This window comes from Streptomyces sp. NPDC090088, assembly GCF_044747345.1.
GTDB lineage: Bacteria > Actinomycetota > Actinomycetes > Streptomycetales > Streptomycetaceae > Streptomyces.
In genome coordinates this window covers 1,080,988-1,102,412 of record NZ_JBIVDZ010000002.1, presented here as the reverse complement: position 1 = coordinate 1,102,412, position 21,425 = coordinate 1,080,988, and the positions used below count along the sequence as shown (strand labels likewise).

The following is a 21,425-nucleotide window of genomic DNA, read 5'->3' as shown; positions in this document are numbered from 1 at the left end:
CGACGGAGCCTGATCGACTCTCCGAGTGGAGCCCGGCGCCGAATGCCCTGCCGGATCAGGTCAGCCCCGAACGATCTCGGCCATATTAATAAGCCCGTCCACGCTCACCGATCCCACTGCCACCCCCTTCACCTTGGCAAAGTGGAGGTAAAGGTGCCGCACATCGAAAAGGGCCGCCCTCCGCTGCTTGCGGAGGGCGGCCCTTTTCCCTGCTTTACGACCTGGACGACAACACTCAGTCGCCGTTGCCGGGCGTCGGCGTCGTCTTCTGGATCTGCATCAGGAACTCGACGTTCGACTTCGTCTGCTTCATCTTGTCGAGCAGCAGCTCGATCGCCTGCTGCTGGTCGAGCGCGTGCAGCACCCGGCGCAGCTTCCAGACGACGGCCAGTTCCTCGTTGCCGAGCAGGATCTCTTCCTTACGGGTGCCGGACGCGTCCACGTCCACCGCCGGGAAGATGCGCTTGTCGGCGAGCTTCCGGTCGAGCTTGAGCTCGGCGTTGCCGGTGCCCTTGAACTCCTCGAAGATCACCTCGTCCATGCGGGACCCGGTGTCCACCAGGGCGGTGGCGAGGATGGTCAGCGAGCCACCGTCCTCGATGTTGCGGGCCGCGCCGAAGAAGCGCTTCGGCGGGTACAGGGCGGTCGAGTCGACACCACCGGACAGGATGCGGCCGGAGGCCGGCGCGGCCAGGTTGTACGCACGGCCCAGACGCGTGATCGAGTCGAGCAGCACGACGACGTCGTGGCCCAGCTCCACCAGACGCTTGGCACGCTCGATGGCGAGCTCGGCGACCGTGGTGTGGTCCTCGGCCGGACGGTCGAAGGTCGAGGAGATGACCTCGCCCTTGACCGACCGCTGCATGTCGGTGACCTCTTCCGGACGCTCGTCGACCAGGACGACCATCAGGTGGCACTCGGGGTTGTTGTGCGTGATCGCGTTGGCGATCGCCTGCATGATCATGGTCTTGCCGGTCTTCGGCGGGGCCACGATCAGACCGCGCTGGCCCTTACCGATCGGCGCGACGAGGTCGATGATGCGGGTGGTGAGGATGCCCGGGTCCGTCTCCAGACGGAGCCGGTCCTGCGGGTAGAGCGGGGTCAGCTTGTTGAACTCCGGGCGGCCACGGCCGTGTTCGGGCGCCATGCCGTTGACGGAGTCGAGGCGGACCAGCGCGTTGAACTTCTCGCGCCGCTCGCCCTCCTTGGGCTGACGGACCGCGCCGGTGATGTGGTCGCCCTTGCGCAGGCCGTTCTTGCGGACCTGGGCGAGGGAGACGTACACGTCGTTCGGGCCGGGCAGGTAGCCGGAGGTCCGGATGAACGCGTAGTTGTCGAGGATGTCCAGGATGCCCGCGACCGGGATCAGGACGTCGTCGTCGGCGAGCTGCGGCTCGGCGCCGCCGATCTCGTCACGGCCACGGCGGCCACGGCGGTCCCGGTAACGGCCACGGCGGCCACGACGGTCACCGAAGTCGTCCTCGTCCTGCGGACCGGTGTTGCGGTCCTGACGGCCGCCGCCCTGCTGCTGCGGCTGCTGCTGCTGACGGTCCTGCCGGTCCTGCCGGTCCTGGCGACCGCCCTGGTCCTGGCGACCGCCCTGGCCGCCGCCCTGCTGCTCGTCGCCCTTGTTGCGGCGGTCGCGGTCACGGCCACGCTCACGGCGGTCGCGGCGGCCGCGGCCCTCGCCGTCAGCGGCGTCGCCCTTGGCCTCGCCCTGCTGCGGCTGCGCGGCGGGGGTCTCCGCCTTCGGCTCGCTCTTCGCCTCGGCGACGATCGTGTCCGCACCGTTCGCGGTAGGGCTGCCCGCCTCGGCGGTGGCGCGGCGACGGCGGCGCTCGGCCGGCGCGTCCTCGCTGGCCGGCTGGCCGGGGATCTCGATCTGCTGCTGGGCCACGGCCTGCTCGGCGGGGGCCGCGACGGGCTGCTCCGCCTTCTTCTCGGCGGCGTCCTCGCCCGTACGGGCCTTGGAGGTGGCCCGGCGCTTCGGCTTGGTCTCGGTGGCCGTCTCGGCCTTGGCGGGGGCTCCCCCGCCGGCCTGCGCCTCCTTGATGACCTCGATCAGCTGGCTCTTGCGCATCCGCGCGGTGCCCCTGATGCCGAGGCCGGATGCGACCTGCTGAAGCTCGGCCAGCACCATGCCCTCGAGGCCGGTACCGCGGCGCCGCCGGGAGCCGGCACCGGTGGCAGGCGCGGAGGCGTCCGTGGCGGGCGCGGCAGCGGTCTCCTCGACACGTGCGCCCATCAGATCGGTGGTGTCGCTCACGAAGGGTCCTTCCCTGGAGCGGACGTCGGCCTGTCTGGCTCGGCGACCGGTTGTGCTGTCCGGCTTTCGGTCCTTGCTGTGTGGACCGTGCCGGGGCGGTGGTCCGCCAAAGCGGCGGAGAGAATTTCTGATGACGGCGCTTCCGCAGCCGTGGCACCCGGTGTCACGAGGCGAGGTCGCACCAATTCCGGAGCGTGCCCAGCGGCCCGCTCAGTGCCCGCGTACGGCGTACTGCCCATGTACGACATACGAAACGCTGAGTGGCTTGGGAGACTCCCGGAAGAATGTCTGTCCCGGACGGGGACACGAAGCACCTCGCCATGGTGGGGTCGGGTGCAGACTTGAGGTTAACACTACCGGATCCAACAAACATTCCCCCTCTCCAAATCCGGCAATCGTGCGCGTCACATGTCACTCGAGGGCGCGAGCGGCAGCACGCTCGCGCCGTACAGGTCCAGGTCCAGGCGGTTGGCGGCCCAGTCCGCACCGGCCAGGGCCTGCACCTTGTCGGCGCTCTCGGCGTCGGCGAGCGCCATCACGGTGGGGCCGGCGCCGGAGATCACGGCCGGGATCCCGTCGGCGCGCAGCCGCTCCACCAGTGCCGCGCTCTCCGGCATCGCCGGGGCGCGGTACTCCTGGTGGAGACGGTCCTCGGTGGCGGGCAGCAGCAGCTCGGGGCGCCGGGTGAGGGCCTCGACGAGCAGGGCGGCACGGCCCGCGTTGGTGGCGGCGTCGACGTGCGGCACGGTGCGCGGGAGCAGTCCGCGCGCGGTCTCGGTGAGGACCGGCTTCCCGGGCACGAAAACCACCGGAACGATGGAACCGGCGGGCTCCATCCTGATCGCCCGGGCGGCGCCGGACTCCATCCAGGAGAGCGTGAAGCCGCCCAGCAGACAGGCCGCGACGTTGTCGGGATGGCCCTCGATCTCGGTCGCCAGCTCCAGGAGCGCGGCGTCGTCGAGCCGGGTCTCGCCGCCTATGGTGACGGCGCGTGCGGCGACGATGCCGGCGCAGATCGCGGCGGAGGAGGAGCCGAGGCCGCGGCCGTGCGGGATGCGGTTGGCGCACACGATCTCCAGGCCGCGGGGCTGTCCGCCCAGCAGGTCGAAGGCGGTGCGCAGGGAGCGGACGAGAAGGTGGCTCTCGTCGCGCGGCAGCGTCTCGCTGCCCTCACCCGCGATGTCGATGTGCAGCCCTGAGTCGGCCACCCGGACGACGACGTCGTCGTAGAGCCCCAGCGCGAGGCCCAGGGCGTCGAAGCCCGGGCCGAGGTTGGCGCTGGTGGCGGGGACGCGCACCCGGACGGCGGCGGCGCGGAACGCTGGACCGGCCATCGCTCGATGACTCTCCTTGAGCTGCGTGATGGTCGAATGACACTCGATAGGTACGTGACGACCCTCGGGCCGTGGAGACGGCGCGGCACCGCGCCATATGCGGAGGCATATGCAGCGGGCGGGTTCGGTACAGCCTATCGAAGGAAGGTTCTGTGGCGACATAGGGCGCACAGGAGGCGCACGATGCGTGTCGTAAGCCCCCTGTGCCCCCTTCGTAGGGAGTGCCCTCGCACTCCCTGCCTCTGAGGCACTCCTGGGGTACGTCTCGAGTACCCCTTGAGCGGTTCTCTAGGCTAGCCCGAGGCGCTCGGCCGCGGCGGCCGCGTCGACCGGCACGGTGACCGGCTGCGGGGCGCCGGCGACGGCCCAGTCGGGGTCCTTCAGGCCGTTGCCGGTGACCGTGCAGACGATGCGCTGGCCGGGGTCGACCTTGCCCTGCTCGGCGGCCTTCAGCAGACCGGCCACGGAGGCGGCGGAGGCGGGCTCCACGAAAACCCCCTCCTGCGCGGCCAACAGCCGGTAGGCGCGCAGGATCTCACGGTCCGTCACCTCGTCGATGAGGCCCTCGGACTCGTCCCGCGCGGCGAGCGCGAACTGCCAGGAGGCGGGGTTGCCGATCCGGATCGCGGTGGCGATGGTCGACGGGTCCTTGACGACCTCGCCGCGCACGATCGGGGCGCTGCCGGAGGCCTGGAAACCCCACATCCGGGGGGTCTTGGCGGAGATGCCGTCACCGGCGTACTCCTTGTACCCCTTCCAGTACGCGGTGATGTTGCCCGCGTTGCCGACCGGCAGGACGTGGATGTCGGGCGCGTCGCCGAGCATGTCCACGATCTCGAAGGCGGCCGTCTTCTGGCCCTCGATGCGCACCGGGTTGACCGAATTGACCAGCGCCACCGGGTAGTTCTCGCTCAGCTTGCGGGCGAGGGTGAGGCAGTCGTCGAAGTTGCCGTCGACCTGGAGGATCTTCGCGCCGTGGATGAGCGCCTGGCCCATCTTGCCGAGCGCGATCTTGCCCTGCGGGACGAGCACGGCCGAGACCATGCCCGCGCGCACGGCGTACGCGGCGGCGGAGGCGGACGTGTTGCCCGTGGAGGCGCAGATGACCGCCTGCGCGCCCTCCTCCTTGGCCTTGCTGATGGCCATGGTCATGCCGCGGTCCTTGAAGGACCCGGTCGGGTTCGCGCCCTCCACCTTGAGGTGGACCTCGCAGCCCGTGCGCTCGGAGAGCACCTGCGCGGGCACGAGGGGCGTGCCGCCCTCGCGGAGCGTCACGACCGGCGTGGTGTCGGAGACGGGCAGCCGGTCCCGGTACTCCTCGATGATTCCGCGCCACTGGTGGGTCATTGCTGGTTACTCTCCTTCAACCCGCATGATGCTGGCGACACCCCGCACGGTGTCGAGCTTGCGCAGCGCCTCGACGGTCCCGGACAGGGAGGCGTCGGAGGCCCGATGGGTGACGACGACGAGGGAGGCCTCGCCGTCCTTGCCGGTCTGCCGAACCGTATCGATGGAAACCCCGTGCTCGGCGAACACGGTGGCGACCTGGGCGAGAACACCCGGTTTGTCGGCGACGTCGAGGCTGATGTGGTAGCGCGTGACGACATCGCCCATCGGTGAGACGGGCAGGGCGGCGTACGCCGACTCGCCGGGCCCCGTTGCCCCGCTGAGCCGGTTGCGGCAGACGGCGACCAGGTCGCCGAGGACCGCGGAGGCCGTGGGCGCACCGCCGGCGCCGGGCCCGTAGAACATCAGCTGGCCGGCCGCGTCGGACTCGACGAAGACGGCGTTGTACGCACCGCGCACCGAGGCGAGCGGGTGGGTCAGCGGAATCATGGCGGGGTGCACGCGCGCGGTGACGGAGCCGCCGTCGCCGGCGCGCTCGCAGATGGCGAGCAGCTTGATGGTGCAGCCCATGTTCTTGGCGGAGGCGAAGTCGGCGGCGGTGACCTCGGTCATGCCCTCGCGGTAGACGTCGTCGAGGCGGACCCGCGAGTGGAAGGCGATCCCGGCGAGGATGGCGGCCTTGGCGGCGGCGTCGAAGCCCTCGACGTCGGCGGTCGGGTCGGCCTCGGCGTACCCGAGCGCGGTGGCCTCGTCGAGCGCCTCCTGGTACCCCGCCCCCGTGCTGTCCATCTTGTCGAGGATGAAGTTGGTGGTCCCGTTGACGATGCCGAGCACCCGGTTGACCTTGTCGCCGGCGAGGGACTCGCGCAGCGGCCGGATCAGCGGGATCGCGCCCGCGACGGCGGCCTCGTAGTACAGGTCCTTGCCGTTCTGTTCGGCGACCGCGTGCAGGGCCGCGCCGTCCTGGGCGAGCAGCGCCTTGTTGGCCGACACGACCGACGCGCCGTGCTCGAAGGCGGTGGTGATCAGGGTGCGGGCGGGCTCGATACCGCCGATGACCTCGACGACCACGTCGATGTCCCCGCGTTTGACCAGGGCGGTCGCGTCGGTGGTGACCAGGTTCGGGTCGATGCCCTCGCGGACCTTGGACGGCCGCCGCACGGCGACCCCGGCGAGTTCCACCGGGGCGCCGATCCGCTGGGCGAGGTCGTCGGCGTGCGTCGTCATGATGCGCGCCACCTCTGAGCCGACAACCCCACAGCCCAGCAGCGCCACCTTCAGCGGACGCGTACGCATCATCCGACCTCGTTTCCTCATACCGTCTACGGTTGGACCAGTCTCACTCACTGGACGGCAGTTTCTACCCTTCGTCCGGATCGTGAGACATCTATTTCATTTTCGGGAGGCGGAAGACAGGAGATCTTCCGCCCCTCTCAGCCGACGTCGAGACGCAGGAGGTCCTCCTCCGTCTCCCGGCGGACGATCACCCGGGCCTCGCCGTCGCGCACCGCGACGACGGGCGGCCGGAGCACATGGTTGTAGTTGCTCGCCATGGACCGGCAGTAGGCGCCGGTCGCCGGTACGGCGATCAGGTCACCGGGTGCCAGGTCGCCCGGCAGGAACGCGTCCTTCACGACGATGTCCCCGCTCTCGCAGTGCTTGCCGACGACGCGGGCGAGCATCGGCTCGGCGTCGCTGGTCCGCGAGACGAGAGCGACGCTGTACTCGGCGTCGTAGAGCGCGGTCCGGATGTTGTCGGACATGCCGCCGTCGACGGAGACGTAGGTGCGCAGCCCGTCGAGGGGCTTGACGGTGCCGACCTCGTACAGGGTGAAGGCCGTCGGCCCGACGACGGCCCGCCCGGGCTCCACCGAGATCCGGGGCGTACGCAGCCGGGCGGACTCGCACTCCCGCGACACGATCTCGGTCAGCGCCTTGGCGATCTCGTGCGGCTCGCGCGGGTCGTCGTCGCTGGTGTACGCGATCCCGAGTCCGCCGCCCAGGTCGATCTCCGGCAGCTCCACGCCGTGCTCGTCCCTGATGTCCTTCAGCAGCCCCACGACCCGGTGCGCGGCGACCTCGAACCCGGACATGTCGAAGATCTGCGACCCGATGTGCGAGTGGATGCCGATCAGTTCGAGCCCGTCGAGTTGCAGCGCCCGCCGCACGGCCTCGGCGGCCTGCCCGCCCGCCAGCGGGATCCCGAACTTCTGGTCCTCGTGGGCGGTGGCGATGAACTCGTGCGTGTGGGCCTCGACGCCGACGGTGATACGAATCTGCACGCGCTGGCGCCTGCCCCGGGACTGGGCGATGTGGGCGACCCGGACGATCTCCTGGAAGGAGTCGAGCACGATCCGCCCGACACCGGCGTCGACCGCCCGCTCGATCTCGTGCGTCGACTTGTTGTTGCCGTGGAAGGCGATGCGGTCGGCGGGCATGCCGGCGGACAGCGCGGTGGCCAGCTCACCGCCGGAGCACACGTCCAGGTTGAGCCCCTCCTCGTGCAGCCAGCGCACGACGGCACGGGACAGGAACGCCTTCCCCGCGTAGAACACGTCGGCGTCCGGGCCGAAGGCGCCGCGCCAGGCCTGGGCCCGGGCGCGGAAGTCGGTCTCGTCGAGGACGTAGGCGGGGGTGCCGTGCTGCTCGGCGAGGGTCTTCACGTCGACACCGCCGACGGTGACCACACCGTCCTCGCCACGGCTGACGGTCTGGGCCCACACCTTGGGGTCGAGGGCGTTGAGGTCGGTGGGCGGAGCGGCGTAGTGGCCCTCGGGAAGGACGTCGGCGTGCCGGGGCCCGGCAGGGTGTGCGGAACGGCTCATTGCTCTTCTGGCGCTCTCTTCAGAGGTGATCGGGTGCGTCGATGCCGAGCAGGGACAGGCCGCCGGCCAGCACCGTCCCGGCGGCTTCGGCGAGGGCGAGCCGGGCACGGTGGGCGGCCGAGGGTTTCTCGTCGCCGCGGGGCAGCACGGTCGTCAGGTACGGCAGGGCGGCATCCGCGACGGTGACGAGGTGCCGGGCGAGCCGGTCGGGGGCGCGGTGGGTGGCCGCGGCGGTGAGGATGCGGGGGTAGTCGGCGAGGGCGGTGACGAGGGCGCTCGTGCCGTCACCAGGTGCGGCGTCGCCGTGTACCGCGTCGCCGGGGACGGCCGCGAACCCGAGCCGTCCGGCGCCGCGCCCGACGGCGCGGGTGCGGGCGTGGGCGTACCGCACCCGGAACAGCGGGTTGCCCTCCCGCTGCACCAGGTGGTCGGCGGTGATCCGGGGCCGGTCGTGGGCGGCGGGATGCAGCAGAGCCCACTGGGCGGCGTCCGGCCCGAGCGGCAGGGGGTCCTCCGGTGCCGGTACGGGCCGCAGGTTCACGGGGTCGCCGTGATCGACCTCACCGCGCCCGCCCTGCGCGGCGACGATCCGCACCACGGCGTCGGCGACGACCTCGGCCCGGATCTCGTACGGCACCCGCAGCGCGACCACCTGCCCGGCGAGAGCGTCACCGTGGCCGTAGCGGGGCCCGAGGGCGCGGATCTCCGCGACCAGGGTGGCCGTGGGCGACCCGGCGGAGCTGAGGCTGATGTTGAGGAACCCGGGTCCGGTGACGACGACGTCGTCGACGCCGGCGCAGTTCGCGAGGTGGGGCAGCAGGATCTCGGCGACCCGCAGCGGCGGCTGCCCGGCCGGCCGGGCGAGCTGCAGCGCGATGTTCGTGGCGTAGTCCCCGCAGCCTCCGGGCCCCGGCGGGGTCACCGCGGCCCACTGCGGCACGCTGACGCTGAGCTCCCCGTCGTCCACAGCACGACGTACCGCGCGCAGCACGGTACGGGAGAGCTCGACGGGGGTCACGGGACAAGCGTAGGGGAGGAGGGGGGTGGGTAGGCGAGTCGGTTCGGGGACGGTCCGGCATGTGGACGGTGTGTCCAGGACTCCGTGACGGGCGGGTCTACGGCACTCCCCCGGTCACGGGTAGACGGGGTTGCCCCCGGCCCGCTCCCCGGAGTACTCGACCTCGCCGTCCTCCCCTTCCTGCGCGCGCTCCTGCCGCCCCGTCCGCCGCTCCATCAACTCCCGCACCATGCGGACGAGTTCGGCCGGTTCGAAGGGCTTGGCGAGAAACGCGTCGACGCCGACGTCGAGGCCGGTCTCGACCTCGTACTGCGTACAGGCAGACACGATGGCCAGCGGAAGATCACGGGTTCGTGGATCGGCACGCAGCTGGGCGGCCGTCCGCAGTCCGTCGAGCCGGGGCATGACCACATCGAGGGTGATCACGTCGGGTCGTACCCGATGAACGACTTCCAGACACTCGGCACCGTCGGCCGCGGTCACGACCTCGAGACCCTCCAGTTCGAGATTGACCCTGATCAGCTGTCGGATGACCTTGTTGTCGTCCACAACAAGCACCCGCCCCGACGCGCCTGGCACAACTCGAGAGTAGGTCCGGACCGGCCACCGCGTCCGGGTTTTCCGGACTTCCACCTCGTGCGGGCGAGCCGTGCCCGCCGGGCGGCCGGGCGGCTAGCCTCTCGCTCTACCGATCTTGCCATCGATCCCGCCGTCGATCCCGCGACCGGTCGTGGCGAGGGAAGACGAGCGAAGGAGCCGGACTGTGCACAGCGCCGCCGCCACGCCCCAGGGTGACCGGATCCGCTGGGTCGAACTCCCCGGGCGCGAGCCCACCCGGGTCTACGTCCACGGTCTGGGCGCCAGCTCGCCCGCCTACTTCACGGAGACCGCCGTCCACCCCTCGCTGGCCGGCCACCGCTCACTCCTGATCGACCTCCTCGGGCACGGCATCAGCGACCGCCCCACGGCCTTCGACTACACCCTGGAGGCACACGCCGACGCCCTGGCCCGGGCCCTGACCGAGGCGGATGTGACGGGGGCGGACCTGATCGCCCACAGCATGGGCGGTTCGGTGGCCATCGTCCTGGCCGTCCGCCACCCGCACCTGGTCTCCCGGCTGGTCCTGGTCGACGCCAACCTCGACCCGATCACGCCCCGGCCCGGCGCCCTCGGCAGCAGCGGTATCGCCGCCCGCTCCGAGGAGGAGTTCCTGGCCGGCGGCTGGCAGGAGATCCGCGACCTGGCCGGCCCGCACTGGTGGTCCACCATGCGCCTCGCCGGCCGCGAGGCCCTGCACCGCAGCGCCGTCCACCTCACCCGCGGCACCACCCCCACCATGCGCGAACTCCTCCTGGCCCTGCGGATCCCCCGCACCTACCTGCTGCCGGAAGCAGACGCTCCGCTGCCCGGCACCGAGACCCTCACCGCGTCCGGCGTCACCGTGGTCCCGATCCCCGACTGCGGCCACAACATCATGCTGGACAACCCGGACGCGTTCGCCCGAGCCACCGCCACCGCACTCGACCGGGCACCGATGGACGCGTAAATCGAACACGTGCTTGAATTCGGGCATGCGATCGTTTCCCGCCGACCTGGCCCGGGCGCAGCAGGAATGGAGCGCCACCTACCGGCAGCTCGCCGAGCGGCCCGGCCGCACCGAGCTGCGCCGACGGCTGCATCGGCTGTCGACCCAGCTGTTCTTCCACCCTTACTGGCAGCAACGGCGACCGAGCCCCGCGGCATGGTGGGAGCTGCGCCACCCGCGGCACGTCCCGCCGTCCGGACACTGAACCGAGGGTCCCCGAATGACAAGCCGGAGTGCGGGACCGTACGTCCCGGAAGATCCTGAAGGCATGGCCGGACCGATACGCGTGATCGTGCATCCCCCGTCCCCCACGGGCGGCCGCCGCGTACGCGTCGACGGCGAGATCCTCGGCCTCGCCCACAACGCCACCGACCTCGCCGAGTTCCTCCGCCGAGCCGGACTGGAGGTCGACCCGGCGGAGGTCGCGGAAGCACCGTGGATCGATTGGCGCGGGGTGGGGCCGGAGCGCTGGGGGCCGGAGACAGATGGCTGACACACCGTCACATCAGCTGGCGTGGACGGGACTTGCGCGGCGAGCCTCCTACCCGCCGGCCAGCCGACGCCTCCACCACAGCTCAGAACCCCACTGCCGGTCAGCGGCGAACGGATCCGGCAGCGTACGCATCACATACCTGTCGTCCAGGGCACGCACGGTGTGTGCCAGCTCCGCCCGAGGCCGCAGCGGCAACTGCCGCACGACCTCAGCGAGGACGTCACGGGCATGGCGCACATCGTCGAAGGAACAGCCCCGGCACGAGCACTCCGGATCCCGCGGGTAGAGAGGCCGTCGCCCCGGCACTCGCAGGAAGGCCCGATACCGTCGCAGAGCGCGGTCGGTGGCACCGGGGTAGACGTAGTAGTCGCCCGAGAGCCGCTCCATGCGGTCGATCGCGGCGCTGGTTCGGGCGGAGAGACCGTGGATGCGGCCTGGCGGCACGCTCCACTCAACGCGAGGTTCCTGTTCGGCGCGCAGCACGCCGGGCCGCCTACGCGGCATCGGCCTTTCGGTACATGGTCATGACCATCAGCATGCCGGACGATCCCCCAGGGCGTGGCCGGACGCCGCCTTCGACGGCGGACCGACCCGAGGACGGACCGAGCCGTGACGGACCGACCCGATGACGGACCGACCCGAGGACGGACCGACCCGAGGAAACCCGGTTCCGCCTGGCCCCTCGGATGCCCAGGACGGGCGGGGAAGAGGATGCGACGCTGGAGTGAGGGACCGGCGAGTGGCGGTCCGCGCGCGTCTCGACCGGTCCGGGGCCCTCTCCTTCGGCCTGGCGACCCCGTTCCGGTACGGATGCGATGGATGCGGCGGCTCGGAATCGTGCGGTGGGTCGGTGAACCCACCGGCCGGGCACCACTCACCGAGCGTCGCCAGGCGGCCGTACCGCGTGGATCCGGCCCGCCGGGGCCAGGAGCGCGCGACCAGCCCGGAAGGCAGGTGCGTCCCATGCGCACGTCGACCCGTATCGCCGGTGCCGTCACCGGCCTGACCCTCACCTTCGGCGGTGTGGTACTCGCCGCTCCCGCGGCCCGGGCGGACATCCCCGCCTGCACGAAGATGGCCGAACTGGCCGGTGCCACCGCCTCCGACTCGGTCACAGCGGCCTGCGGCCGTGGCGTGGTCGGAGACCTGCAGAGTTGCGTGACCGGGCTGACCGGGGCCGGAGTGGCGGGCGGCGCCGCGACCGCTGCCTGCCGGGCCGCGGCCCACGAACCGCGTTAGCCTCTCCGCGCCCGGGCAGTCACCGCCCGGACGCGGCGCCCAAGAGGAGGAGGAAGTCATGCGCATACGAAGAATCCTGGGCCTCGCCCTGGCCGCGGCGACCCTTGCCGGCGTGAGCGCCGTCGGCGCTGTCGGCGCCGGGGCCGCCGCCTCGTCTCCGAACATCTCCAGAGACGACTGCACGGCCGCCGGCGGGCAGGTCGTCGCACGCCCCTACGCCGGCTACGTCTGCTCGCTGCCCGACGGGACCACGCAGACGATCACCTGACCGGTCGCCGCACCGCAGGGCGACCGGCACGGGTGGGCATGGCGTCAGCGCCGTAACAGCACAGCCAGACCAAGGAGCCGACCGGCACAGTGCACCCGCCGGTCGGCTCCGCCGCGCTCCTGGACAACCCGGGGACGACCCGGGGGACGACCCGGGGCACGACCCCGGCGACGACTCCGTCGTTCGGCCCATCAAGGGCCCCGGCCGCCACGCCGAAAAGGACCAGGCGGAGTCGCCCCACCCTCGCGTTCCGGCGGTACACCTCCGCGCCCCGGCCCGCCCCGATGACGGCGGACCCGTACGCAGGCCGACAGGCCCGGAGGAGATCCCGCATGCGCGTCCGCCTGCCCCTGACCGCCGTCACCACCGCCGCGCTGCTGCTCGTCACGGTCACCGGCACGACTCCCGCCGCGGCGGAACGCAACCCCGACGGCACACCACTGCTGGTCAAGGTGTCCCACGGCGACCCGTACGCGAAGTGCACCATCGGAGCGAGGTCCGCCGACAGCGTCGTCCACCCGGGCACCGAGGTCGAGCCGTACCTGTCCGTCGATCCGCGTGACCCGAGGCGCGTGGTCACCGTGTTCCAGCAGGACCGCTGGAACGACGGCGGCGCCCGTGGCCTGGTGGCCGGCTGGTCCACGGACGGCCGCACGTTCCACCGGAGCACGCTGCCGTTCAGCCTGTGCGCTCCCGGCGGCGCGGACTACGAACGGGCCACCGACCCCTGGGTGAGCACCGGACCGGACGGCACGGTCTACGCCGGCGGGGAGGGCGTCGACTTCACGAAGAGCACGCGCACCGCCCTCCTGGCCGCCACCTCCCGCGACGGCGGCCGCACGTGGCGGAACCTCACCACCACGCACGTCGACGAGCAGCCGTTCTTCAACGACAAGCCCTCCCTCACCGCCGACCCGGTCCGCAAGGGCACCGCCTACCAGGTCTGGAACCGCCTCGACAACGACCCGCCCGGCCCCAGCTCCCTCGACGGCCCCGGCTACATCTCCCTCACCCGCGACGGCGGCCGCACCTGGAGCGAGGCCCGCCGGTTCGTCGACACCAGCGCCGTACCCAACACCCAGACCATCGGCCATCTGATCGTCGCCGACCGGCGCACCGGCACCCTGTACGACTTCTTCGACCGGATCACCTACGCCGACGACCTGACCACCGTCGTCGAGGCCCACTACCAGATGGTCACCTCGACCGACGCCGGAGAGACCTGGAGCGCCCCGGTCACCGTGGCCCGGGACACCTCCGTACCGGAGGTCGACCCGAACGACCCCGCCAAACCGCTGCGCGACGGGACCACCCTGCCGAGCCCGGCCGTCGACCCCACGACAGGCACGCTCTACATGGCCTACGAGGGCGCGGACTTCTCCGGCGGAAAGTTCGACTCCGTCCAGCTTGTACGGTCCACCGACGGCGGACACACCTGGGGAACCCCGGAGCTGATCAGCCCCAAGAACGTTCCGGCCTTCTCCCCGTCGATCGCGGTCACCGAGGCGGGCACGGTCGCGCTCACCTACTACGACCTGCGCTTCCTCAAGCCCGGCAACACCACCACCCTCCCCACCGCCTACCAACTGGCCACGCTCCGGCACGGAAACCCGAAACTCCGGACCGAACGACGGATCTCCCGGGTCTTCGACTGGCTCCAGGCACCGTTCTCCGGGGGCTACTTCCTCGGCGACTACCAAGGCCTGGCAGCGGACGGCAAGGGCGTACGGCCCGTGCTCACCCTCACCAACTCCGGCGCCCCGCAGAACCGTACGGACGTGTACACCGGCAGCCTCCGCACCCCCTGACCGACACGGACGCCGCGAGGTGGGTCGACTCGGACCTGTCTGACGTGCCCGACGGGTCGGCACGGTCCCTGCGACTCCCCCTACGCTCACGCTCGCGCGGGGGCGGGCGCCCCGCGGCGCGTGGCTGCGGGGCGCCTTGTGGGTTTCAGTCGATCGTCTCCCCGTCGTGCGTACCGCCCTTGCAGACGTTGTTCGCCAGATCGGCCGTTCCGCCGCCCTGATTGCACTGAGAAGGGGTGACGTAGGACGAGGCACCCTGTGCCGTGGCGGCGGTGGCGGTGGCGGCGCCTGCGAGGCCGAGTCCGGCGAGGGCTGCCGTAGCGATGACGGCGGCGAGGATTCGACGAATGCGCATGTGGTTCCCCTTTCACGGATTACCTCGGTCGGGGCACTAGCCAGTTTGATCTTCACCCAAGTGGGTGGCACGTCACGTTGGGCCATTCGGGTGATATCGCGATGTCGCTACCGGGTGCGCGGCGGTGCGGCGCCCCTGGCCCCGAAATTGCTCCCGGCCTGCAGGAACACACCGGCCCAAGCAGGTAGTGGGCTCAAGCTGGTCTACGAAGTGGGCTGGCTCTCCAGCACTGTGTCCACCGTCAGGCTTCCTGCCAGCGTGCCCGTCAGCCACTCCGCGAGGTTCACTCCCTGGGGGCCAGCACTCGCCTGTCTTGCCCGTGTGCACCCTGTAGAGAACCACCCCAGCTACACCGCACCACTCCCCTACGTCAGGTGGCTGATTGCTGTGTGCACCGGCGAGGAGTTCGACAAGGCATCCGGGCTTCCGGACTCGAAGGAACCGAAGAAGTCGGCTGTGTCCTGATACGACTTCGCCCCCCGATACCTCGCCATGAAATGGCCCCACGCCGCCCCCAATACGCGCAACGGCATCAATGAGTCACTCACCAGCGTGACCGTGGAGCTCCTCGACGAGCGGGCTGGACGGCCGTCCGATCGGCCTTCACTGGGTGTCGAAGGCATCGCGACTGCTGACCGATCTTGCTGAACCGGCCACGGCCCGTGCGGTGCTTGACTCGCTGAAACTCGAGCTCGACGGCAAGGCTGCGGCAGCCGAGACAGTGCGGCGTAAGCGGCGGACCCTTGTCAACGCTGCCAACTATGCGGTCGACCTGGGGGAGCTGCGCGAGAACCCGATCACGGCCGTCCGCCGACAGAAGCCGAAGGTCTCCAACCAGGTCGATCCTCGCGTTGTCGCGAACCCCGAACCGGCTCGGAATCTCCTGACGACCGTCCCGTCCTCGACCTACTACCGGGTTTGGCAGGAGGTCGGTGACGACTCAGTCAAGGTCGATCACGGGAAGCCGGCACCCTATGCGCGTAAAAGCCGGGCTGAGGCCAAGCGAGTAGCTCGCGTGCTTGAGCACTATTGCGGCTTTCCCGTACCGGTGGAACCGATGCTCGTCTTTGTCGGTGTGACCGATTTGAACGTGGTCGCCACGCAGCTCAGCGTACGTGTGTACAGGGAGCCTGAAGTGGCGGCACTGGCGCCGCTTTCCGGGGTGCTGACGGCCGAGCAGGTCGAGCGGGTGTACGGCGTAGCTCGCCATCGTCAGGCTTGGATCCGGGCATGAGCCGGTGCGTCCCAGCGAAGCGCCGTACTCGATGCGTGTTCTGTGGGTGGTCTTCAAAGCATGAGCTTGACCCCCGGCTGGGCGAGATGACCTGTCAGTGCCGTCTCCTACACTCCGCTTTCGATCAAGCACTTCGAACGGAGGGAGGATGCGGATGGGCGGCGACGAATGGGCCCGCACTGGCCCGTATCAGCGTGATCTGGCGGCCGCGTTCCGGCAGGCCCAGGAAGACGAGCTGGCGCGGGACAGCCGCGGCTTCGGGGGACGGTCCGTTGAGCAACTCTGGCACGACCCGGAGTGGCAGGAGTACATCTTCACCGGGGGCACGGGAACCGTGCTGGACTTCCCCCTCATGATCGAAGCCGAGGACACGGACGACGGTCCGTTCATGCGGCCGCTCACCGATAGTGAGGTGCGCGCGTGGGCTCCTCACGGCCGGCCCACCTACGAGGAGTGGAACGCCGCTCTCGACTCCGGGTGGTTGGACTTCCCGGGCCGAAGCCAAGGGAATTGCACAGTGCTCTACCGCGACGGTAGGCCCGTGCGCATGGGGTACTGGGGCGTCACCACCGACTAGCAGGGAACCAGTAGCGCCTGGCGATGTGGCCCCGCACCTGTTCCGAGGGTACGTCGATTTGCGAGCCTCACCTGGCGTGATGCCCCAAGACCCCGTCCGCGCCTCGCCCACAGACCCCGACATGGAGCCGCTTCGGGCTGCATCTGACTGCACATACGCGAAGACCCCGACCTCAGCGTTTCCGCTGGTGACGGGGTCTTTAGGCACCTCATACGAAGTGCCCCCGGCAGGATTCGAACCTGCGCACACGGCTCCGGAGCCCAGATGAGCTGCTGACGCGATTGATCCTGTGACCTGCGGCGGAAGGCATCGCCAGGACTCCGCCACGCAAGATCATTACGCCCCTATTACGCGGGTGCCCTGTTGAGGTCCCGGCCCGGCCCGTATGGTCGAGGCATGATCTCGGGTAGCAGCGGGCGACCGGACGGCGACGGCACGGAGTTCACTGCGGAGGGCTTGGGGCCCGTGCTCCAGGAGGCTTGCGCGACGGCCGGGCTGGACTCCCGAGACGCCGAGCTGCTGCGGCTCGGTTCGAACGCCGTCTACCGTCTCACCTCGTTACCCGTCGTAATCCGCATCGCGCGTGATCCTTCCGTCCTCACTGAGATGGATCGAGCCGTGGGCGCGGCCAGGTGGCTGGAGACACAGGACTTCCCCGCCATGCGCGTGCCGGCCTCGATAGCCCAGCCGCTCGTCATCGCCGACCGCGTGGTCACCTTCTGGGAGAGCGTCCAGGAGCGCGAGGAGTACGCAACGGTCGGCGAGTTGGCCGACCTGCTCCGCCGTCTACACTGGCTCGAAGAACCCGATTCTCTCGGCCTGCCGTACTTCGACCCGCTGGCCAAGCTGACGGCGTCCATGGAAGGCCTCGACGGCATCTCGGATGAGGACCGGACGTTCCTGGACGAGCGAGCGACAAGACTCGCCAAGGACTACGACCGGCTGGACTTCGTCCTCCCCTTCGGCATGATCCATGGCGACGCCAATATCGGAAACATCCTCCGCCACCGCGACGGGCACGCTGTGCTCATCGATCTCGACGGCGTCGCGCTCGCTCCGCGTGAGTGGGATCTGGTCCTGACGGCGATGTTCTACGAGCGTTACCACTGGCACACCGAGGCGGAGTACGCGGAGTTCGTTCATCGCTACGGCTTCGACCTGATGAACTGGCCTGGGTACGACACCCTCGCCGACCTGCGCGAGCTGATGATGGTCGCGTGGCTCGGCCACCAGGTCACGACCAGCGACTCAGCCGCGGCGGAATTCGCTCGTCGGGTGCGGTCCCTTCGCACCGGACAGGGGCGGGACGAATGGGGCCCGTTCTAGTGATTATCTACACTGCCGGCCCTAGCCGACGGCTAGGATCTCGCCGAGTGCTCCTCTTGCGGTCTCAACGAACAGGTCCATGACATCGCTATACTCCTGATCGCCGTCCGTGAATGCCGCGCGTATTTCCGCTTCCCTTTGCGGGCTCAGGTTGTTGGTGAGCGCGCCCTCTACGAGAGTGGCAACACGTTCGTATTCAAGCTCCATGATTGCCAGGCAGCGCACAGCAACAGCTGAGACCGGCTCAGGGCCCTCCAACTGGACTGTGTGGCTTGCTTGACTGGCCACGCTGCGTGCTTGTCGCGCTGCGGTTCTCTTCTCCTGAGAGTCGGGCGAGGGGGAGGAAGTCGATTGCAGCACGTTGAAGTATTGCCAATTTGCCTCACGCGCTTGGGCCATGGCAGTCAACAGCGACTGATACGCGGCCAGTCTTTGCTCGCGCAGCCATTTCTTATGTTCCGCATGAAGCTCACGTATGTGATTGCGCTCCTGAACGGCCTCCTGATGCAATTGCTGCCGCTCAAGAGCTTTGTCCTTGCGTTTATCGGAGCGAGCATTAATGGCGCCGGTCAGACCGACGCCCAGCAGAGCTGAAGCAGCCGCGATGATGGGCGTCAGCAGGTCACCCATGAATAGATCCTCTCTCCGTGCTGGGCGATCTGGGTGAGAATTAGACTGCCGATGTCGGGGCTGCCGCCACCCATAACCTGTGTTCCCTGGCTTGCTCGGTGAACGCCTGCGCATCGGCGCTGCTGCTGGCCACCGCGAGGTTCTGACGGAACTCCGCAAGATAGCTGACGCATCGCGCCGATTTGAGCTGCTCGCCCAGGTCCAGCGCGTCAAGTGCCACCCGGCATGCCTCCTCGACGTCGCCGGCGCGGAGGTGGGCGTCGGCGAGAACCATGGTTGCGAAGAAGTCACTCCGGACATGGCTGCCGCTCATGGCGTTCTCGGCATGAGCGACGGCCTGCCGGGCGCTGTTGACGTCACGGAAGCAGTGGGCGGCCTCTGCAGCAAGCTCTGCCTCGTCGAAATAACTGATCCACTCGGGCTCGTCGTCGTTGTTCCGGCTCTCCAGCGCCTTCGTAGCCGCGCTCAAGGCGGCTTCACAAGCCCGAACGTCTCCAGTCCGGGCAAGCGCGCGTGCCTCCATGGCGTGGAACTGGGCGCGAAGCGTGGGCGTGGCCACGGGAGAGATACCCATGAGAGCAGCACGGGCGAGCGTCGCACCCTGCGTATATCGGCCGAGGAACGTTGCCTGATGGCTCATGGCGGACAGAATGCTTCCGGCGAGTCGGCGGTCATTGGCGTCCTGGGCCAACCGGAGAGCTTGGAGGAAGTACCTCTGTGCCAAGCCGTGCCGACAGGCGTCGTAGGACATCCAACCGGCCAGGAGCGTTGCCTCCGCCACGGTGGAGAAGAGAGCTCGGCCAACCTGTTCGTTGTACTGCCCACGGAGGAGTGGCGTCACTTCGGTGCTGAGGTACTGCACAGCTGCATGCCGTGCATGGTCGCCGCCGAACCGGTCGTCCAACTGGGCGAACATGTCCGCGGTGGTCTTGATGGCGGCCACATCTCCGAGACCGACGCGCATGCCGTCCCGACGCTGCTGAGGAACAGCCGGCTCGGGCGCGACCAACCACCGAAGCGACGCCTCGTTCCAAGCTGGCTCGGACGGCTCGGCCTGCAGCAGAGGCTCGTACCGGTTGAGATCGGCGCGCCACAACTGACCGACGGTCTCGATCGCTCCTTCGGGGCTCCCGGGGTAGCTGGCGTCCAAGAGGCCCGTGTCCCGCTCGCCTTCGTGGTTCAGCCCCAGCTCGGCGGCGCTGAGATCGTAGACCTCGCACAGAAGCGGACCGTAGAAGTCGTCCGGCACGCTGTGTCCGTTCTCCCAGCTGGCGACGCGGCGCTTCACGCTCGCGTCGGACGGGAGCTGATGGCCACGGCGCATGGCAGCCTGGCGTAACTCCCGGACCAACCGCGGCTGGCTCCAGCCTCGGGTCACGCGGGCTTGCCGTAAGCGAACGCTGGTCGATTCCAGCGAAGACGTGACCATTCCCTCCCCGCCTGTGAACGGGCGCGACTTCCGGGGCGCACGGTTCTCTGACCTTACGACCGAATGTACGCGCTGTTCATGACCGCGCGCTGCAAGTAGTCAGAGACCGAAGGGCGTTGGCCCCATGACGGGGGATGACGCGTCCACGCGTGACGCGTCATCCCCCGTCACCTCTCGTCATCTGCCCTGGCCAGGGGGCTGACCTCGACTCTGGACACAAGGCGGCGTCGCAGCCGCAACTGTCTCCGGTTCTGACCGAGGTGAGATGACGTGCAGAGGATGACGAGGAGGGGCATCGAATGGCTCTCCGCTGCCGCTGACGATCCTACGGACTGCCGGGCTACCTGGGCGGACGATCCTCAGGCGCCCTACATGCTCCCGACCGGCCACCTCTTCGACATGGTGACCGTCGAGCAGCGAGTCGGTATGGAGGCGTTCGATCAGCTGCTTCGGCGAGGACTGCCGTTCGGCCCGACGGTGCTCGATCACCGGAGCCGGCGGGTGGGCTTCTTCCTTGGTTCACAGAGCCGGGAGGACTTCACTCACTACCTCGAACGCGAAGAGGGCACTCCCCCTTCGTACCGCTACCTGAGCGGCGGATCGGTGGTCGTCGTCCCCGGCCCTATGCCTATGCCCGGTGACCGTTACGAGTGGCTCCGTGCCCCGACCCGTCGACCGATCGCCAACCCGCTCCGCCCGGTCGCCTTGGCCACGATGCTCGTTGCTTCCGCCGAACTGCTCGCTCGTGTGGACCGGTATGGGGAGCGCTACCCGTCTGCCGCTGCCTTGGCTCAGGCCACATTCGAGGGGAGCGCGGCCGATGCCGGATGACACCTCGGAACGGCGAGACGCTGCCACCTGGTCACCTTTGGAAAGGGACGGCTGGTATGCCGCTCGCAATGCCACGACCGCTCTACGAGACGCCTTGATCCGCGCGGGGATGGAGAAAGACTTCCCCTATCTGCGCGCCGACTTGAACGCCTTCGGGCACGGCCTGGTCGAACTCGGGCGGATTTCGCCGGCGACCGCGGAGCGGCTGGCCGAGTTGCTGCGCCTGGGGCTGGCTACGGGCGTGCAGCGGCTTGAGAAGAGCGGCGACGGCGCCACCGAACATCGCGCAGGAGAGGACTGAGCCATGACCGACCGACGGGGAGTCGTCGCCAAGCGCGCCGAGAACCTGATGCCCGGAGTTCCTTACGTCCGTGGTTGGGGTCAGGCTCGACGCAGCGCACGCGCTTTGGCCGCACAACTATCGGCCCTGGGTGTGGAGTCGGACTTCCCTGGCCTCGCGGCTGACGTGAATGTCTCCGGCGACGGCCTGGTACACCTTGGGACCATCCGGCCGGAGGCGGCAATGGTGCTGGCCGAATTGATCACTTCGGGCCTCGCGGCAGAGGCGGAGACGAGCCCCGACGCACTGCCGACAGCGAGGCGCCCAATCCGCCGAAGGTCATCAGCAGCCTGAACCTATCGACCGATGAGACTCCGGTCGGCCGCAGTGCTGGCAGGCTCCTGCGGTCGACCGGGCCGGCCCCGCACATCGTCGCCTCCCCCGACGGCCGATGTGCGGGGCCTTCTGCTGCACGCCGACCCTTCGTCTGTCGTCTGCCGCTCGGCCGGGACCGGCGCCCCAGCGCCGCAGCCCGGACGAAGCGGCAGGCCGGCGCATGCCTGGAGCGCTGCCATTCTTG

The 21,425-nt window shown here is 69.6% G+C and carries 21 protein-coding genes; 11 read left to right on the top strand and 10 right to left on the bottom strand.

Annotated features, from left to right (window positions below; translation table 11 throughout):
- Positions 1 to 235 precede the first annotated feature (235 nt).
- The 7 genes from rho to ACIPSJ_RS13715 form a co-directional block, all read right to left on the bottom strand.
- Entirely contained in the window at positions 236 to 2,266 is a 2,031-nt protein-coding gene (rho, locus tag ACIPSJ_RS13745) for a transcription termination factor Rho (protein WP_401345682.1), read from the bottom strand.
- A gap of 404 nt (positions 2,267 to 2,670) precedes the next feature.
- Positions 2,671 to 3,600 (bottom strand): homoserine kinase, encoded by a 930-nt coding sequence (gene thrB / locus ACIPSJ_RS13740; protein WP_355721061.1) that lies wholly within the window; start codon positions 3,598 to 3,600, stop codon positions 2,671 to 2,673.
- Positions 3,601 to 3,888: 288 nt separating this feature from the next.
- Complete coding sequence (gene thrC, locus ACIPSJ_RS13735; protein ID WP_393666779.1) at positions 3,889 to 4,947, bottom strand: threonine synthase; 1,059 nt, start codon at positions 4,945 to 4,947, stop codon at positions 3,889 to 3,891.
- Between the two features lie 6 nt (positions 4,948 to 4,953).
- Positions 4,954 to 6,246 carry a homoserine dehydrogenase gene (locus ACIPSJ_RS13730; protein WP_401345680.1) on the bottom strand — a complete coding sequence of 431 codons (1,293 nt, stop codon included), beginning with the start codon at positions 6,244 to 6,246 and terminating at the stop codon, positions 4,954 to 4,956.
- 134 nt (positions 6,247 to 6,380) lie between these two features.
- Complete coding sequence (gene lysA, locus ACIPSJ_RS13725; protein WP_355721070.1) at positions 6,381 to 7,772, bottom strand: diaminopimelate decarboxylase; 1,392 nt, start codon at positions 7,770 to 7,772, stop codon at positions 6,381 to 6,383.
- Positions 7,773 to 7,791: 19 nt separating this feature from the next.
- The gene (gene nrtL / locus ACIPSJ_RS13720; RefSeq protein WP_401345678.1) at positions 7,792 to 8,790 is read right to left on the bottom strand and encodes an ArgS-related anticodon-binding protein NrtL; all 999 of its coding nucleotides are present in this window, start codon (positions 8,788 to 8,790) and stop codon (positions 7,792 to 7,794) included.
- A 114-nt stretch (positions 8,791 to 8,904) separates the two neighbouring features.
- The gene (locus ACIPSJ_RS13715; RefSeq protein WP_359220749.1) at positions 8,905 to 9,423 is read right to left on the bottom strand and encodes a response regulator; all 519 of its coding nucleotides are present in this window, start codon (positions 9,421 to 9,423) and stop codon (positions 8,905 to 8,907) included.
- Between the two features lie 130 nt (positions 9,424 to 9,553).
- Between ACIPSJ_RS13715 and ACIPSJ_RS13710 the strand changes: the two genes are divergently transcribed.
- From ACIPSJ_RS13710 to ACIPSJ_RS13685, 6 genes are all read left to right on the top strand, one after another.
- Positions 9,554 to 10,336, top strand: a complete 783-nt coding sequence (locus ACIPSJ_RS13710) for an alpha/beta fold hydrolase (protein ID WP_401345675.1) — start codon at positions 9,554 to 9,556, stop codon at positions 10,334 to 10,336.
- 25 nt (positions 10,337 to 10,361) lie between these two features.
- The gene (locus ACIPSJ_RS13705) at positions 10,362 to 10,580 is read left to right on the top strand and encodes a hypothetical protein (protein WP_355721082.1); all 219 of its coding nucleotides are present in this window, start codon (positions 10,362 to 10,364) and stop codon (positions 10,578 to 10,580) included.
- A 63-nt stretch (positions 10,581 to 10,643) separates the two neighbouring features.
- The gene (locus ACIPSJ_RS13700; protein WP_359220754.1) at positions 10,644 to 10,868 is read left to right on the top strand and encodes a hypothetical protein; all 225 of its coding nucleotides are present in this window, start codon (positions 10,644 to 10,646) and stop codon (positions 10,866 to 10,868) included.
- A gap of 963 nt (positions 10,869 to 11,831) precedes the next feature.
- Positions 11,832 to 12,107: a hypothetical protein gene (locus tag ACIPSJ_RS13695; RefSeq protein WP_355721088.1), complete on the top strand. Its 276-nt coding sequence runs from the start codon at positions 11,832 to 11,834 to the stop codon at positions 12,105 to 12,107.
- 58 nt (positions 12,108 to 12,165) lie between these two features.
- On the top strand, positions 12,166 to 12,375 hold the full coding sequence (locus ACIPSJ_RS13690; protein WP_401345673.1) for a hypothetical protein: 210 nt from the start codon (positions 12,166 to 12,168) through the stop codon (positions 12,373 to 12,375).
- Between the two features lie 332 nt (positions 12,376 to 12,707).
- Positions 12,708 to 14,183 (top strand): sialidase family protein, encoded by a 1,476-nt coding sequence (locus ACIPSJ_RS13685; protein ID WP_401345671.1) that lies wholly within the window; start codon positions 12,708 to 12,710, stop codon positions 14,181 to 14,183.
- Between the two features lie 145 nt (positions 14,184 to 14,328).
- Here the strand turns inward: ACIPSJ_RS13685 and ACIPSJ_RS13680 are convergent, their stop codons facing one another.
- A complete protein-coding gene (locus ACIPSJ_RS13680) occupies positions 14,329 to 14,538 on the bottom strand; it encodes a hypothetical protein (protein ID WP_359220763.1) in 210 nt (69 codons plus the stop codon).
- Positions 14,539 to 15,148: 610 nt separating this feature from the next.
- On the opposite strand from ACIPSJ_RS13680, the gene ACIPSJ_RS13675 reads away from it, so the two are divergent.
- From ACIPSJ_RS13675 to ACIPSJ_RS13665, 3 genes are all read left to right on the top strand, one after another.
- Entirely contained in the window at positions 15,149 to 15,772 is a 624-nt protein-coding gene (locus ACIPSJ_RS13675) for a hypothetical protein (RefSeq protein ID WP_401345669.1), read from the top strand.
- Between the two features lie 154 nt (positions 15,773 to 15,926).
- Positions 15,927 to 16,349 carry a hypothetical protein gene (locus tag ACIPSJ_RS13670; protein ID WP_401345667.1) on the top strand — a complete coding sequence of 141 codons (423 nt, stop codon included), beginning with the start codon at positions 15,927 to 15,929 and terminating at the stop codon, positions 16,347 to 16,349.
- 396 nt (positions 16,350 to 16,745) lie between these two features.
- Positions 16,746 to 17,675 (top strand): phosphotransferase enzyme family protein, encoded by a 930-nt coding sequence (locus tag ACIPSJ_RS13665; protein WP_401345666.1) that lies wholly within the window; start codon positions 16,746 to 16,748, stop codon positions 17,673 to 17,675.
- Positions 17,676 to 17,696: 21 nt separating this feature from the next.
- Here the strand turns inward: ACIPSJ_RS13665 and ACIPSJ_RS13660 are convergent, their stop codons facing one another.
- Both ACIPSJ_RS13660 and ACIPSJ_RS13655 read right to left on the bottom strand, forming a co-directional pair.
- Positions 17,697 to 18,305, bottom strand: coding sequence for a hypothetical protein (locus ACIPSJ_RS13660; RefSeq protein WP_401345664.1), 609 nt, complete (start codon positions 18,303 to 18,305; stop codon positions 17,697 to 17,699).
- A gap of 40 nt (positions 18,306 to 18,345) precedes the next feature.
- On the bottom strand, positions 18,346 to 19,593 hold the full coding sequence (locus tag ACIPSJ_RS13655; RefSeq protein ID WP_401345663.1) for a hypothetical protein: 1,248 nt from the start codon (positions 19,591 to 19,593) through the stop codon (positions 18,346 to 18,348).
- Between the two features lie 420 nt (positions 19,594 to 20,013).
- Between ACIPSJ_RS13655 and ACIPSJ_RS13650 the strand changes: the two genes are divergently transcribed.
- Positions 20,014 to 20,565, top strand: a complete 552-nt coding sequence (locus ACIPSJ_RS13650; RefSeq protein WP_401346252.1) for a bifunctional DNA primase/polymerase — start codon at positions 20,014 to 20,016, stop codon at positions 20,563 to 20,565.
- Positions 20,555 to 20,866 carry a hypothetical protein gene (locus tag ACIPSJ_RS13645; RefSeq protein ID WP_401345662.1) on the top strand — a complete coding sequence of 104 codons (312 nt, stop codon included), beginning with the start codon at positions 20,555 to 20,557 and terminating at the stop codon, positions 20,864 to 20,866. The genes ACIPSJ_RS13650 and ACIPSJ_RS13645 overlap by 11 nt, the downstream gene beginning before the upstream one ends.
- Positions 20,867 to 21,425: the final 559 nt, after the last annotated feature.

Bases quoted from the DNA above. Each gene is read 5' to 3' on its own strand.
- thrB (WP_355721061.1), bottom strand. From the start codon at position 3,600: ATGGCCGGTCCAGCGTTCCGCGCCGCCGCCGTCCGGGTGCGCGTCCCC.
- thrC (WP_393666779.1), bottom strand. From the start codon at position 4,947: ATGACCCACCAGTGGCGCGGAATCATCGAGGAGTACCGGGACCGGCTG.
- ACIPSJ_RS13730 (WP_401345680.1), bottom strand. From the start codon at position 6,246: ATGATGCGTACGCGTCCGCTGAAGGTGGCGCTGCTGGGCTGTGGGGTT.
- lysA (WP_355721070.1), bottom strand. From the start codon at position 7,772: ATGAGCCGTTCCGCACACCCTGCCGGGCCCCGGCACGCCGACGTCCTT.
- ACIPSJ_RS13705 (WP_355721082.1), top strand. From the start codon at position 10,362: ATGCGATCGTTTCCCGCCGACCTGGCCCGGGCGCAGCAGGAATGGAGC.
- ACIPSJ_RS13700 (WP_359220754.1), top strand. From the start codon at position 10,644: ATGGCCGGACCGATACGCGTGATCGTGCATCCCCCGTCCCCCACGGGC.
- ACIPSJ_RS13695 (WP_355721088.1), top strand. From the start codon at position 11,832: ATGCGCACGTCGACCCGTATCGCCGGTGCCGTCACCGGCCTGACCCTC.
- ACIPSJ_RS13690 (WP_401345673.1), top strand. From the start codon at position 12,166: ATGCGCATACGAAGAATCCTGGGCCTCGCCCTGGCCGCGGCGACCCTT.
- ACIPSJ_RS13685 (WP_401345671.1), top strand. From the start codon at position 12,708: ATGCGCGTCCGCCTGCCCCTGACCGCCGTCACCACCGCCGCGCTGCTG.
- ACIPSJ_RS13680 (WP_359220763.1), bottom strand. From the start codon at position 14,538: ATGCGCATTCGTCGAATCCTCGCCGCCGTCATCGCTACGGCAGCCCTC.
- ACIPSJ_RS13670 (WP_401345667.1), top strand. From the start codon at position 15,927: ATGGGCGGCGACGAATGGGCCCGCACTGGCCCGTATCAGCGTGATCTG.
- ACIPSJ_RS13665 (WP_401345666.1), top strand. From the start codon at position 16,746: ATGATCTCGGGTAGCAGCGGGCGACCGGACGGCGACGGCACGGAGTTC.
- ACIPSJ_RS13660 (WP_401345664.1), bottom strand. From the start codon at position 18,305: ATGGGTGACCTGCTGACGCCCATCATCGCGGCTGCTTCAGCTCTGCTG.
- ACIPSJ_RS13650 (WP_401346252.1), top strand. From the start codon at position 20,014: ATGACGAGGAGGGGCATCGAATGGCTCTCCGCTGCCGCTGACGATCCT.
- ACIPSJ_RS13645 (WP_401345662.1), top strand. From the start codon at position 20,555: ATGCCGGATGACACCTCGGAACGGCGAGACGCTGCCACCTGGTCACCT.